This is a genomic window from Alcanivorax sp. HI0083 (assembly GCF_001635175.1).
The window spans coordinates 1-12,647 of the sequence record NZ_LWFX01000856.1 but is presented as its reverse complement, the minus strand read 5'-3'; the positions used below and the strand labels follow the sequence as shown (position 1 = coordinate 12,647).

The following is a 12,647-nucleotide window of genomic DNA, read 5'->3' as shown; positions in this document are numbered from 1 at the left end:
GGTTACCAGAATATAGCGGCGATCCGGAAACTGGCTCTTCATGGCAACCACATCATTGATAATGCGGTTGTCATTCAGGTCATTGGGCAGCGGCGCAGAGGCTTTGTTCTGCTCTGCCATCAGGACTGTCAGCGTGCCCTGGGGCGCGTTGTCGCCACCGCGGGGAATCGGGATCCCTTCTTCCACCTGCTGCGGAGTCGCACTGCCCAACACCTTGTCGATCTGCCGAATCGCGGCTCGGCAATCCGCCGCCGTATGCGATTTTCCGCTCTTGAGCTTGTCCAGTTCTTCCAGCACCGTCATCGGGATCACTACCCGGTGTTCCTCGAAATTGAGTAATGAATTGGGATCGTGGATCAACACATTGGTATCAATGACGTAGGTTTTTTTCTGGTCTTCTTCGAGGGTTGAGCTGTCGTTCTGGCTGGCGCTTGCGTGGTTAATGGAAAGGGTGTGGAGTCTGGCCGCGCGCTCTTCCATGCGTATCCCCTGTGCAGGTTATTACGGTACGGTTGATTCGTTTTGGCGGCTGTAGCTTGGACGTCAGATCTGGACTGCGAGAGTGACGCCTGCGCCTTGCCGCCACGGTTTAAGCCCTTTGGCGGTTCAGTTGCATTAAGCTGTTTCAGCTTTTGATCGCGATCACTCCCACAAAGGCGGGATTGGAATTACCATAACCCAGCTTTTCACAAACGATCAATAGTCCATTGCGCAATCTTTTTGTCTCCTTGCGTTCATCGTGGGTAACGCTGTCGTGGGTGTTGCCGGCCAGACCTTCGTTTCAGCCGGATATTTTCTGTGATAAAAGCGGGCTGACCCGGATACAATTGAAACCTGAATCAACGCCGGCCAACGCAAAAAGGAGACTCCATGTCGCTTGAACATCCCCAGGTCATGATGCCGCCACCCGCCCTGTTCCTGGGTGGACTGCTGATGGGGTATGGGCTGGACCGTGCGCTGTCCCTTCCGGCGGTACACTTCCCGGGCCAGCAGTGGGTCACACTGGTGCTTGTGCTTGTGGGTATCGGGCTTGCCGCCAGCGCAGTGATTCAGCTGCGCCGGGCCAGCACCACACTGATGCCCCACCGGGCAGCCAACACTCTGCTCACCGGCGGCGTGTTTTCGCTCAGCCGCAACCCGATCTACCTGGGCTTTGCCTGCCTGCACCTGGCCATGGCCCTGGCTCAGCACAGCACCGGCATGCTGGTGATGTGGGTGCCTGTCATCTGGGTTATCCAGCAACATGTGATTGCGGCGGAAGAAACGTTTCATGCCCAGCAGTTCGGTGAGCAATGGCAGGCATATCGGAAAAAAGTTCGGCGCTGGCTGTAAAGTTACCGCCATCCTCATGGCTCAGTTCGTCCAAGGGCAGTGCCGACTTTAACCACTCCACAGGCCCCAGCTTGCCATGCTGAAGGCGCATATGCCGCGAACCAAAATGACCAGGCACCAGGGTGCTTGGCCGTATATCCAGCGGTAGCCAGCCAAGGCGGCGATAGAGTTCAGCCACCAGCTCGGAACAAAACCAGCCTCTCTGGTCCGGCCGACGGGTAAACCCGGTGAGCACGTCCAGCGCATTACAAAGCACATAATTTTTGTAGGGCCGATGCAGAAGTCGACGCGCCATGCGCGCCACCATCCGGCGCTGACGCTCGGAGAGGTCCGGGCCGTGCCGGCGACGCACTGCTACGGCCCCCGGGTAATCCCGGATTTTTCTGTGCAATGGAACAAGCGCAACACCGGCAACCGGGTGCCCCAGGGTCACATCCGGAGACTCACTAAGCGTAGTGGACTCCAGCACCAGCGGTTCCGGCTGGCCGGGCAGGTGGAGCACCATGCCAATGTGACTCCAGGGGCTGCGGGTGAACACCCGGATTACATCACTGGTAAAACCCCGACCGGAGAACAGCAGCAGGTCACCGGTGCGCAAGGTATCAACAGAATCGTGAGGCTGAATGTCTGGCTTGGCCACAGTCGCCCTTCCGTTGTGATGACATCCGGACGAAGCATTCCGCCCGCCAGGTGATGAAACATCCTGTCCTTCACGCTAGAAACCCGCCATGACAGTCTGCTGACAGCACGATCACACTTTGGTGAAAGGAAAAAGAGAGCCCAGGCTTCCGTCTTGTGGCTTCTGTCGTCACATTTCTGTTACCCAGTGCCGTTAAGGTAAGCGTCACTGTGGATGAAAGTGACCTATGGAAGAAAAGCTCTACCTGCTGCAACGCCACCTGCCGGAACTGCTGGAACTGGATGCATTAATCCGTCACGGGGAACGGCATTTGCGTGTCAACACCGTGCATCAGGTACCCATGGGGGAATTGACCCTGCCCGTTCATGTCATCGAGCTGGGAAGCCGCTCCCCCAACGCACCGGTGGTGGGTTTCTTCGGCGGAGTCCACGGCGTGGAACGGATCGGCAGCCAGGTGCTGATGTCCTGGCTGCACAGCCTGATCCATCGACTGCAATGGGATGACCAGCTTCACCGGCGACTGGAAAAAGTCCGCCTGGTGTTCATGCCCATGATCAACCCTGGCGGAATCTGGCGCCGCACCCGCAGTAACCCCAATGGCGTGGACCTGATGCGCAACGCTCCGGTGGACGCCATGGGCAAAGTCCCTTTTCTGGTAGGCGGTCATCGCATCAGCAGGCATTTACCCTGGTATCGGGGAAAAAGCGGCGAGCCCATGGAGCCCGAGGCCCAGGCGGTGATCCGCACCGTGCGAGAGAAGCTGTTTTGCTCACCGTTCTCCATGAGCCTGGATTGCCACAGCGGCTTTGGCCGCCGTGACCGGGTCTGGTGCTGCTACGCTCGCAGCCACCGGCCCATTCCACATATCGCCGAGGTATACCGGCTCAAACAGGTCTTTGAGCAGACCTATCCGAATCACCATCCCTATCTGATCGAACCCCAGTCGATTAACTACACTACCCACGGGGATCTCTGGGATTACCTGTACGACGACGCCCAGGAACAACAGCCGGATCACACCTTTCTGCCCTTCACCCTGGAAATGGGATCCTGGCTCTGGGTGCGCAAGAACCCGCGCCAGATGCTGGATTTCTTCGGTTACTTCAACCCGATGATCAGCCACCGCCACCACCGGGTGCTGCGCCAACATTTGCCCTTCTTCGAGTTCCTCACCGCCATGGCCAGCAATGCCGGCAATTGGTTGCCCACCCCGAAGGAAAAGCAACGCCTCACCCGCCAAGCCATTGAGCACTGGTTTAGGGCCTCTTAACACTACCGAGATGACACCTGATGCTTTGCGTGCGTCGCGCTAGTTGGCCCCAGCCTTGCATTGACCCGGGCATGCCCGGTGCCCAAAATTGGATCACTTTGACTCAAGGCACCGCCGAATCACGCTCTGCTTGCTCTGCATTGCCTTATACTGAGCACAACCCAACAGGAATTTTCTATGAAATACCTCGTGACTGCCTGTGCATTCTTGCTGGCCGGCTGCCAACACCTGAACTATCAACCCCCCAGCGGTGACGATACCGCCACCGTCACCTTCACTGGCAACAGTATTTCTGCCCAGCCAATGGTGTGTGTCCCCGGAAAAGGCTTCAAATCCACAGAATATGCCCTGACAAGCAGTGGCAGCGAGGCGCTGGGCGATCTGCGCGAAGCCCTCAAGAAAAGCCCGCAAGTCACTACCACCGTCACCGCAGGGGAGCCCACCCGAATCGGCGTAGCCTTCAATCGCCCGGGCAATAACCATAGCCGCGATCGCTGTCAGGTTGCCCTGCTGTTCACGCCTACTGCCAACAGCAAATACAACGCCCATTTTGTTTACGAAAATGATCAGTGCGGGCTGTCGCTGCAAGACACGGCTGGCGGCTCAGCCGATGCGGTTCTGACCGATTGGGAATGCCCATAACTGCCGCACCAAAGCGGTGCCGAGCACCATTATCGTGCACCGCTTTCCTTTCTCCCCCTGCACGAACCTCCAAACACCCCACCTAAAACAAGCTAAATTATTGTTATAAAAAGAATAACAATAATTGGCACAGTCTCTGCAGTAACCCTGATGAGCCGAATTGGCGGTGCGTCACCTGCGCACACTGAACGAATTAGACTTGTTAAGAGGGTTGCACATGAAAAACGTATTTGGTCTGAAGAAAACCGTTCTGGCGGCATCAGTGATTGCTGCCAGCCTGGCCCCTGCCATTGCTGCGGCGGAAGTCAGCGGCACCCTGGGTGCATCCAGCCAGTACCTGTGGCGTGGTCAGCAGTTGACTGACGGCGCAGCGGTATACGGCAGTGTGGATTACGCCCACGCTTCCGGCCTGTACGCAGGCGCTTGGGCATCCTCTGAAACCGACGACACCGAGTATGACCTGTACGCGGGTTTTGGTGGCGAAGCCGGCGGCTTCAGCTATGACATCAGCTACATCGATTACAACTACACCTCCGGCGGCACCGGTGCCACTGATCCGGCTTCCAGTGCTGACTTCGAAGAAGTGCATGTGGGTGCAGGCTTTGCCGGCTTCAGCGCCGATGCCTTCATCGGGGTTGGCGAAGTAGGCCACGGCGACAACGCCGTAGACAACAAGGACAACTACTTCGCACTGGGCTACGGCTACGACAAATACGGTATTAGTGCAGGTTACTACGACTTCGATGGCGATCCGGAAGTCGATGGCACCCTGGCAGATTACACCCACGTGGATCTGAGCTACGCCGTCACCGACCAGTTCACCTTTACTGCGTCCAAAATCGTAGATCAGGAAGATGTTGCCGGCGAAGAGACCTGGGATGACGACGTCGTAATGAGCGTTTCCTACGAGTTCGCCCTGTAAGGCACAAGATCAAACACGCTCCTTCGGGCGACTGCGGTCGCCCACTGTTTACGCCGCAGGGCTCTCCCTGGTCCTCGCAAGCACGCAAGCAACCCTGCGGCGCTTTTTTCATTGACGCTACATGCCTCACGCTTCACGCAACACCCCTCACTTTTCTTTATCTCTTAATTGAAAAATACACCACCAGTGCATCATGGTCTGAAATTGGGGCCACCCCCTGGCTGCCATAGAGACTATCGTAACGACCCGCATTGCCACGACTCACCGCAACCTTGCTGACAGTGGTTTTCAATCCAGGTGACACCCAGATATGGTCCAGCGCTTGCGGCCGACAACGGTGGCGGAAACTGTAGCGCTCCTTTTCAGGCAAGAACGACCAAAGATTCAGCAAGCCCGATTGTTCAAACCGTTCATAGCTGTCAGAGAAACGACCTGCGTCCCGGGTCGTGTTGAAATCCCCCGCCACGATCAATGGCGAGGTCTGCATCGTTACCCAGTTGGCCAACAAGGCCGCCTGAGTCTGCCTTTTTTCATGAACCCAGGTTTTCTTCAAATTCCGCGCGCTGCGCCAATGCACCACCACGACCTTCGCAGCAAGCGGCGCTTCAAGAGTAACCACCAACGGGGGGCGTGAGTACAACGCATGACCATGGAATTGCTGGTCTGAAAAAAGAGCGCTCACCGACCCAATGTTAACCGGTGAGCGATACATTATTGCCACGTCCAAACCCGAAGGATCATTACCCTCACGCAGCGCTGAACGATACCGGTAACCACGCTGCGCCAACCGCTCCGCCAGCCGATCCAGCACTGCCTGGTTTTCCACTTCCTGGAGTGCCAGAACATGCGGCGCCTTCAGGTCTTCCACAATAAATTCCGCGACGGCATTCACCCGTGCCTTCAGCAACGCAGACGACACAGGGACATCCAGCTCGCTGTTCTTGTGGTCATCGCGCAGGCGCCACAGATTCAGGGTGGCCAGTGCCCATGTCTGGTCAGACGCTGCAGGCACACCACGGGCAGGCGCAAGCTGGGCACAATCGGCGGGCACCAACAGCGGAAAAATAGTGAGGACAATCAGAATGAGTAAACGCATGCAGGCAGTGTATGCGCGCCATCCTATGTGTAACAGAGGCGTACGAATAAACGCTTGTAGGTCGCATTAGCCCGAAGGGCGTAATCCGACATCATTTTTCTGCGGGAACGAAACGTAGCGGAACAACAGCCCCATCCCCACCAGACGCTACACTAACGTAAGGACAGGTACGCACCGGCACCGCAGAGCACCCACTCTAATCAACGGCCAAAAAAAACCCGCCGGAGAGGCGGGTTAAACAACACAGTCAGGGTCGATATACCACTTTTAATTGTGGCGTGACCTCTGTTTCGTCCACGTACCCGATGAAATTTCGATTACTGCCAATCAGCATTACCATCTCGCGATTGCTGGACACTTCCCGGGGCGGCATGCCACGGCCGGTGAAAATCATCCTGGCCCAATAACTTTTCATCTGCTCTGCGCTTTTGCCCAACACTTGCTGATAAAAGCTGGTGCGCTCAGTGCTTTTGGCTGGCAGATCCAGAGGTTTCAAGGCGACCCCGGACGCGCGGCGAGTCAAACCATTAAACAACTGGCGAACTTCGTCCTGGGTCAGCACGGTCAATTCGCTGCTGGCGGAAACCACTACAACCGGCTCGGCGTGCAGCGTGGCCGACAGCGTCAGGAGCAATGAAATTATCCATTTCTTCATTATCATTCTCCCTTAAAAGACCAGATCGGCGCTGAGACGCACAATGGTGGCATGATCATCTTCCATCTCTGCCCCCGGGTCGGTGACAAAGAACCCCGTGGTAGAAACCTCATCATCGGAGAAGTCGTAGTAGTAACTGAACTCCCCTTTCAGGGCGATGGAATCGGTGAGCGAGTAACGTAATCCCGCCGTCCAGCTTTTCTGCTGCTCGGCCAGGCCATCATTGATCGGGCCAGGCAAAGAGGAATCCAGATCACGGGGGTCCACTTCTGCCCAAGTCAGCAGCGGCATCCATTTGCCCAGGTACTTGCCCACACTCACATAGCCGCTTTGACTGCTGGGGTACCAGTTACCAAAGTCCAGCCGCGCTACCTCAGCAGACATGAACCAGCTGCCGTCATCATATTGCAGGCCCAGACCGGCGAAGTAGGTGTACACCTCGTCAAAGGACAACCCCAACGCGGTGGCAGGAATCAGCGCATCCAGATCATCCTGGCCCACGGACACATCCGCTGCGGTGTATGCCGCCCGCACGGTCCAGTCACGCCAGCGGCTGGTCAGATTCATACCGGCAAGATCGTCAGCCTGGTATTGCGCATTGTTGGTACGCGGCCCGCCATCCACAGTGCTGGAGCCCCAGAAGCCACTAAGCCGATGGCTGACCGGGCCGGTATTGAACCCCCAGGTCGCTTCCAGTGCTTCCATGGTTTTGATGGGCGCCAGCTGATACACCTCGGAAGGCAACGACACCCAGGGATAGGCATAACCCACATCCACATACTGTGAATGCAGATAGAACGGCGCCACAATACGCCCCGCCTTGACGCTGACGCTCTCGGTAACGTCGTAGTCCAGGTAGGCCCATTGCACTTCCGCATTGAAATCATCGGCCCCGGAGGCAAACAGCTGAACCACCGCCTCGGCCTTGTCGGTGAGCTGGGCGTTAAACTGCACGCCGGCACGGGTAAGGGAATCATGACTCCACTTATCACCGGAGCCATCGATGTAGCTGCCGTCCTCACCCAAGGTGGTGTCCGCCTCGGCACGGCTCATGCCGGCGGAGAGGAATCCATTGATACGCAGCCGCTCGGGCTGTGTCAGGCTGCTTTCAACCTGTTGCTGTTCCAGCTTTTCAAGGCGCTGCTGATACTCACGCAGCGTCTGCTCTACATCGCTATCAGCAGCACCAGCCCATAACGGGACAGCACCCAGCGACGCGCCGAGCAAGACGGACAATACCTTTCTCATAGTCTCCCCACAGACACTTCGTCTTTTTCATTAAAGTTTTACTACGACGAAAGAATGGCATTATCCGTAATTACGGTCGGGATTCAAGACTCCTCTGGCGCCTCGCGGCGCACCGGCAACGCCGAACACAGTGCGTCCCCTTCAGCCTGCAACAAGCAAACCGTGACCGACTCCCCGGGCTGCGGGACACGTTGCAGCTTCATCAGCATCAAATGGTCCCCTCCAGGTGTCAGGGAGAAAGAATCCCCCGGCGCCAGCATGATGTGGTGCAAGTGCCCCATCTTGCGCGTCCCGTCATCCAGGGTTGTCATGCTGTGCAGCATGGTATGGCCCGCAATATCACTGCGTGCCCCGGTAATTTTTACGCTGGTGTCCCCGTTGTTGGTTACGGTGAGGTACCCGGCCATGGTCGGCGATACCGGCGGCACCGCTCGCAGCCAGCCACCGGAAATACTCACGTCGGCGTTAGCGACGCCCGCACCCAGGGCCGCCGCCAGGGCCGCCGCCTGACATGCCGTTTTACAAAAGCGATTCAACATCCGCTACCACCTCATCAACTTTGAAATCCGCCGGATACAGCTTGCGCACCCGCGCCTGGTCATCCAGCAGGTAAATGTAATCACTATGGGTAAACAGGTACCCCTGCTCGTCAGCCTCCTTATCCTTGATAAAGACCACACCGTACTGCTTGGCGACCTCGCGAATTTGTTCCAGGCTACCGGTCAGGCCAATCATGTCCGCCTTGAACCAGGGCAGGTATTCCTTCAGGTGGGCCGCCGTATCGCGCTCGGGATCGAACGTAATGAACACCGGTTGTAACTGATCGGCCACCCCCTCTTCTTCCAAATGGCGATAAACCTGCGCCACCTGGGCCAATACCGCCGGGCAGATATCCGGGCAATGGGTGTAACCAAAGAACAGGATTGACACCTGGCCCTTCAATTTTTCCGCCTGAAAAGGCTCGCCATTCTGGTCTGTCAGGGTGAAATCACCCCCCAGCCTCGTATTCACTGGCAGGTCGCTTTCCTGCTTGCCACACCCGGCCAGCACCAACGCTGCCAGCAATGGCAGCACATACAGCAGTTTTCGCATGAATTCTCCGGTTCGCAGTTTGCAGCAGTCAGCGGTATAATCCGCGCCCATTTTCACTCTATTTGACGGTTAGGCAACCCATGGCACGTAAGCTGTTTATCCAGACCCACGGCTGCCAGATGAACGAGTACGACTCCACTCGCATGGTGGACCTGCTCGAATCCAGCCACGGCCTGGAGCCCACCGACAACCCGGAAGAAGCGGATGTGCTGCTTCTCAACACCTGTTCTATCCGGGAAAAAGCCCAGGAAAAGGTCTTCCACCAGCTGGGCCGCTGGAAAAAGCTGAAAGACGCCAAACCCGACATGATTATCGGCGTGGGCGGCTGTGTGGCCAGCCAGGAAGGCGATGCCATCCGCGACCGTGCACCCTATGTGGACGTGGTATTTGGTCCTCAAACCCTGCACCGCCTGCCCGGCCTGATTACCCAGGCCGCCAGCACCCGCGAGCTGGCCATTGATGTGACCTTCCCGGAAATCGAAAAGTTCGACAACCTTCCGGAACCCAGCGTAGACGGCCCCTCCGCTTTCGTTTCCATCATGGAGGGCTGCTCCAAGTACTGTACGTTCTGCGTGGTGCCCTACACCCGCGGCGAAGAAGTCAGCCGTCCGGTTCAGCCCGTGCTCAGTGAAATCCAGCACCTGGCGGACATGGGTGTGCGTGAGGTCAACCTGCTGGGCCAGAACGTGAACGCCTACCAGGGCGTGGGCGCCGATGGCGATACCCTGGATCTGGCCGACCTGATCCGCCTGATCCGTGACATCGACGGCATCGACCGCATTCGCTACACCACCAGCCATCCGGTGGAGTTTTCCGATGCGCTGATTCAGGTGTACGAAGACGTGCCGGAACTGGTCAGCCACCTGCACCTGCCGGTGCAATCCGGCTCCGACCGCATTCTCGCCATGATGAAGCGCAACCACATGGTGCTCGAATACAAGAGCAAGCTGCGCAAGCTCAAGCGCATTCGTCCGGACATTTCCTTCAGCTCGGATTTCATCATCGGCTTCCCCGGCGAAACCGACCGGGACTTCGAAGACACCATGGACCTGATCCATGATATCGGCTTCGACATGTCCTTCAGCTTCATCTACAGCGCCCGCCCCGGCACCCCGGCGGCGGACCTGCCCGACGATGTGGACGTGGACGTGAAGAAGCAGCGCCTGGCGATTCTCCAGCAGCGCATCAACCAGAACGCCCAGGACATCTCCCGCAAAATGGTGGGCAGCACCCAGCGCATTCTGGTGGATGGTTTCTCCAAGAAGGACCCGGGCCAGCTCAAGGGCCGCACGGAAAACAACCGGGTGGTGAACTTCCAGTGCGACGACACCGACCTGATCGGCAAGTTCGTGGATGTGACCATTGCCCAGGCGTACAGCAATTCCCTGCTGGGCAGCGATCCGCGCAACCCGGGCTAGCCCGGGCCTTGCCGGGCTCATATCGTTATAGCGATTCGTTCCACCCGAACAGCTTTTAATTAGCGTCTGGTTATATAGACTTGAACCTCATTCGTGTTGACCAACGCCGATCTATTTGTGAGGACAAACCATGCGTGTGTGGATTTCCGCTCTGCTGCTGGCCATCGCCGGCGCCGCCAGTGCCCAGCAGACCCTGCTGAACAGCTCCTACGATATCGCCCGTGAACTGTTTGCCGCCGTGAACCCGAAATTCCAGGCCCACTGGCAGGAAATGGCCGGCGAAGACGTCACCATCCAGCAGTCCCACTCCGGTTCCTCCAAACAGGCCCGCGCCATCCTGCAGGGCCTGAAAGCCGATGTGGTGACCTTTAACCAGGTCACCGACGTCAACGTGCTGCACGACAAGGGCAACCTGATCCCGGCGAACTGGAACACCCGCCTACCCAACAACTCCAGCCCCTACTACTCCACCACCGCATTCCTGGTGCGCAAGGGCAACCCGAAAAACATTCAGGGCTGGGCCGACCTGGCGAAAGACGACGTCAGTGTGGTGTTCCCCAACCCGAAGACCTCCGGCAACGGCCGCTACACCTACCTGGCTGCCTGGATGGCCACCAGTGATCGCCTGGACGGGGATGAAGAAAAGATCCGCGATTACATGGCCCAGTTTCTCGCCAACGTGGCGGTATTCGATTCCGGTGGGCGCGCGGCCACCGTCACCTTTGCCGAGCGTGAAATCGGCGACGTGCTGATCAGCTTCGAGTCGGAGGTGAACAACATCCGCAAGCAGTACGGCAGCGACGACTACGACGTGGTAGTGCCGAAAACCTCCGTGCTGGCCGAATTCCCGGTTACCGTGGTGGACAAGGTGGTGGACCAGAAAGGCACCCGTAAAGTCGCCACTGAATACTTGAACTTCCTCTACAGTGAAGACATTCAGCGGCTGCTGGCCGGCTTCAACTACCGGGTGCATAACGACACCGTGGTAAAGGAAACCGCCGACCAGTTCCCCCCGGTGAAACTGCTGGAAGTGGCAGACTATTTCGGCTCCTGGGCGGACGCCCAGAAGACCCACTTTGCGTCTGGTGGCGAGCTGGATCGCTTGCAAGCCAAGGCCCGGAGCCTGCGCTAAACCGCGCCAACAGACAGTGCCCCTACTGCGAACCCAACATTCCGTTTTACCCGGCTTCACGCTCAGCTTCGCGCTGAGCGTGTTGTTTATCTGTCTGGTGATTCTGGTGCCTCTGTCCGGACTTGCCATCCATGTTTCACAGATGAGCTGGGCCCAGTACTGGGGTGTGATTACCGACCCCCGCTCACTGGCCAGCTTCCGCGTGACCCTGCTGGCCGCCGCCGGCGCCAGCGGCATCAACGCCGTGGTCGGCCTGCTGTTGGCCTGGGTGATTACCCGCTACCGCTTCCCCGGCCGGCGCCTGATGGATGCGCTGGTGGACCTGCCGTTCGCCCTGCCCACCGCCGTGGCCGGGCTGACGCTGTCGGCCCTGTTTGCCGCCAACGGCTGGCTGGGGCAATGGTTTGAAGCGGTGGGAATCAGTGTCGCCTACACGCCTCTGGGCATCATGATCGCCATGAGTTTCACCAGCCTGCCCTTCGTGGTGCGGGCCGTGCAGCCGGTGCTCGAAGACCTGACGCCCGACGTGGAAGAAGCCGCCGCCACCCTGGGCGCCACGCCCATGGCCACCTTTACGCGGGTGATCCTCGCGCAGCTGATGCCAGCCCTGCTCACCGGCACTGCCCTGGCCTTTACCCGCAGTCTGGGGGAATACGGTGCGGTGATTTTCATCGCCGGCAATATGCCCTTCGAAACCGAAATCCTGTCGCTGCTGGTCAACATCCGCCTGGATGAATTCGACTACGCCGCCGCCAGCGCGCTGGCCTCGGTGATCCTGGTCGCTTCACTGGTGCTGCTCTTCGGCATCCAGCTGGTGCAGTCCCGTCTGACCCGTCGCTGGAAGGGGCACTGACCATGCATGAACGCCCCCGCCACTGGCATCAGTGGCTTCTTGTCATCGCAGCGTTTGCTGCGGTCGCCATCTTGCTGGTGATGCCACTGGCGCTGATTTTCACCGAAGCCTTCAGCCAGGGCTGGGCCATGGTGCAACAGAATCTGACCAACCCGGACATGCTCGGCGCCATCAAGCTGACCCTGATCGTCGCGTTAATCACCGTGCCAGTGAACTTGCTGTTCGGCATTCTGCTGGCCTGGTGCGTTACCCGTTACGAGTTCCGCGGCCGCAAACTGCTCAGCACCCTTATCGACATCCCCTTCGCCATGAGCCCGGTGGTCGCCGGGCTGTGTTATCTGGTGGTG

General features: G+C 58.2%; 14 protein-coding genes and 1 pseudogene. 8 read left to right on the top strand and 7 right to left on the bottom strand.

What is annotated here, in order from left to right:
• Positions 1-480: PIN domain-containing protein (locus A3754_RS08250; RefSeq protein WP_231880550.1), on the bottom strand; the 480-nt coding region annotated here is incomplete at its 3' end.
• Positions 481-870: 390 nt separating this feature from the next.
• Between A3754_RS08250 and A3754_RS08245 the strand changes: the two genes are divergently transcribed.
• On the top strand, positions 871-1,332 hold the full coding sequence (locus A3754_RS08245; protein ID WP_231880549.1) for an isoprenylcysteine carboxylmethyltransferase family protein: 462 nt from the start codon (positions 871-873) through the stop codon (positions 1,330-1,332).
• Here A3754_RS08245 and A3754_RS08240 read toward each other — a convergent pair.
• Positions 1,232-1,972, bottom strand: coding sequence for a YiiX/YebB-like N1pC/P60 family cysteine hydrolase (locus A3754_RS08240; protein ID WP_063519289.1), 741 nt, complete (start codon positions 1,970-1,972; stop codon positions 1,232-1,234). The genes A3754_RS08245 and A3754_RS08240 overlap by 101 nt on opposite strands.
• Before the next feature lie 226 nt (positions 1,973-2,198).
• Between A3754_RS08240 and A3754_RS08235 the strand changes: the two genes are divergently transcribed.
• From A3754_RS08235 to A3754_RS08225, 3 genes are all read left to right on the top strand, one after another.
• The gene (locus tag A3754_RS08235) at positions 2,199-3,242 is read left to right on the top strand and encodes a M14 family zinc carboxypeptidase (RefSeq protein WP_082872391.1); all 1,044 of its coding nucleotides are present in this window, start codon (positions 2,199-2,201) and stop codon (positions 3,240-3,242) included.
• Positions 3,243-3,419: 177 nt separating this feature from the next.
• Positions 3,420-3,884, top strand: coding sequence for a hypothetical protein (locus A3754_RS08230; protein ID WP_063519288.1), 465 nt, complete (start codon positions 3,420-3,422; stop codon positions 3,882-3,884).
• A gap of 217 nt (positions 3,885-4,101) precedes the next feature.
• The gene (locus A3754_RS08225) at positions 4,102-4,806 is read left to right on the top strand and encodes a TorF family putative porin (RefSeq protein ID WP_063519287.1); all 705 of its coding nucleotides are present in this window, start codon (positions 4,102-4,104) and stop codon (positions 4,804-4,806) included.
• Between the two features lie 157 nt (positions 4,807-4,963).
• On the opposite strand, the gene A3754_RS08220 is transcribed toward A3754_RS08225, so the two are convergent.
• The 5 genes from A3754_RS08220 to A3754_RS08200 all read right to left on the bottom strand — a co-directional run bounded on the left by A3754_RS08220 (position 4,964) and on the right by A3754_RS08200 (position 8,897).
• Entirely contained in the window at positions 4,964-5,902 is a 939-nt protein-coding gene (locus A3754_RS08220; RefSeq protein ID WP_063519286.1) for an endonuclease/exonuclease/phosphatase family protein, read from the bottom strand.
• A 247-nt stretch (positions 5,903-6,149) separates the two neighbouring features.
• On the bottom strand, positions 6,150-6,557 hold the full coding sequence (locus A3754_RS08215) for a hypothetical protein (protein WP_063519285.1): 408 nt from the start codon (positions 6,555-6,557) through the stop codon (positions 6,150-6,152).
• A 12-nt stretch (positions 6,558-6,569) separates the two neighbouring features.
• A complete protein-coding gene (locus A3754_RS08210) occupies positions 6,570-7,805 on the bottom strand; it encodes a hypothetical protein (RefSeq protein WP_063519284.1) in 1,236 nt (411 codons plus the stop codon).
• An 83-nt stretch (positions 7,806-7,888) separates the two neighbouring features.
• The gene (locus A3754_RS08205) at positions 7,889-8,344 is read right to left on the bottom strand and encodes a copper chaperone PCu(A)C (protein WP_063519283.1); all 456 of its coding nucleotides are present in this window, start codon (positions 8,342-8,344) and stop codon (positions 7,889-7,891) included.
• On the bottom strand, positions 8,325-8,897 hold the full coding sequence (locus A3754_RS08200; RefSeq protein WP_063519291.1) for an SCO family protein: 573 nt from the start codon (positions 8,895-8,897) through the stop codon (positions 8,325-8,327). Before A3754_RS08200 ends, A3754_RS08205 begins: the two co-directional genes overlap by 20 nt.
• An 80-nt stretch (positions 8,898-8,977) precedes the next feature.
• Between A3754_RS08200 and miaB the strand changes: the two genes are divergently transcribed.
• From miaB to cysW, 4 genes and pseudogenes are all read left to right on the top strand, one after another.
• On the top strand, positions 8,978-10,315 hold the full coding sequence (gene miaB, locus A3754_RS08195) for a tRNA (N6-isopentenyl adenosine(37)-C2)-methylthiotransferase MiaB (RefSeq protein WP_063519282.1): 1,338 nt from the start codon (positions 8,978-8,980) through the stop codon (positions 10,313-10,315).
• A 130-nt stretch (positions 10,316-10,445) separates the two neighbouring features.
• On the top strand, positions 10,446-11,447 hold the full coding sequence (gene cysP / locus A3754_RS08190; protein ID WP_063519281.1) for a thiosulfate ABC transporter substrate-binding protein CysP: 1,002 nt from the start codon (positions 10,446-10,448) through the stop codon (positions 11,445-11,447).
• A 25-nt stretch (positions 11,448-11,472) separates the two neighbouring features.
• On the top strand, positions 11,473-12,300 hold the full coding sequence (gene cysT / locus A3754_RS08185; RefSeq protein ID WP_063519290.1) for a sulfate ABC transporter permease subunit CysT: 828 nt from the start codon (positions 11,473-11,475) through the stop codon (positions 12,298-12,300).
• Positions 12,301-12,302: 2 nt separating this feature from the next.
• Positions 12,303-12,647 (top strand): annotated as a pseudogene (gene cysW, locus A3754_RS08180) (sulfate/thiosulfate ABC transporter permease CysW); the annotation flags it as partial.

Bases quoted from the DNA above. Each gene is read 5' to 3' on its own strand.
- A3754_RS08245 (WP_231880549.1), top strand. From the start codon at position 871: ATGTCGCTTGAACATCCCCAGGTCATGATGCCGCCACCCGCCCTGTTC.
- A3754_RS08200 (WP_063519291.1), bottom strand. From the start codon at position 8,897: ATGCGAAAACTGCTGTATGTGCTGCCATTGCTGGCAGCGTTGGTGCTG.
- A3754_RS08210 (WP_063519284.1), bottom strand. From the start codon at position 7,805: ATGAGAAAGGTATTGTCCGTCTTGCTCGGCGCGTCGCTGGGTGCTGTC.
- A3754_RS08205 (WP_063519283.1), bottom strand. From the start codon at position 8,344: ATGTTGAATCGCTTTTGTAAAACGGCATGTCAGGCGGCGGCCCTGGCG.
- miaB (WP_063519282.1), top strand. From the start codon at position 8,978: ATGGCACGTAAGCTGTTTATCCAGACCCACGGCTGCCAGATGAACGAG.
- cysP (WP_063519281.1), top strand. From the start codon at position 10,446: ATGCGTGTGTGGATTTCCGCTCTGCTGCTGGCCATCGCCGGCGCCGCC.
- A3754_RS08215 (WP_063519285.1), bottom strand. From the start codon at position 6,557: ATGAAGAAATGGATAATTTCATTGCTCCTGACGCTGTCGGCCACGCTG.
- A3754_RS08220 (WP_063519286.1), bottom strand. From the start codon at position 5,902: ATGCGTTTACTCATTCTGATTGTCCTCACTATTTTTCCGCTGTTGGTG.
- A3754_RS08225 (WP_063519287.1), top strand. From the start codon at position 4,102: ATGAAAAACGTATTTGGTCTGAAGAAAACCGTTCTGGCGGCATCAGTG.
- A3754_RS08235 (WP_082872391.1), top strand. From the start codon at position 2,199: ATGGAAGAAAAGCTCTACCTGCTGCAACGCCACCTGCCGGAACTGCTG.
- A3754_RS08230 (WP_063519288.1), top strand. From the start codon at position 3,420: ATGAAATACCTCGTGACTGCCTGTGCATTCTTGCTGGCCGGCTGCCAA.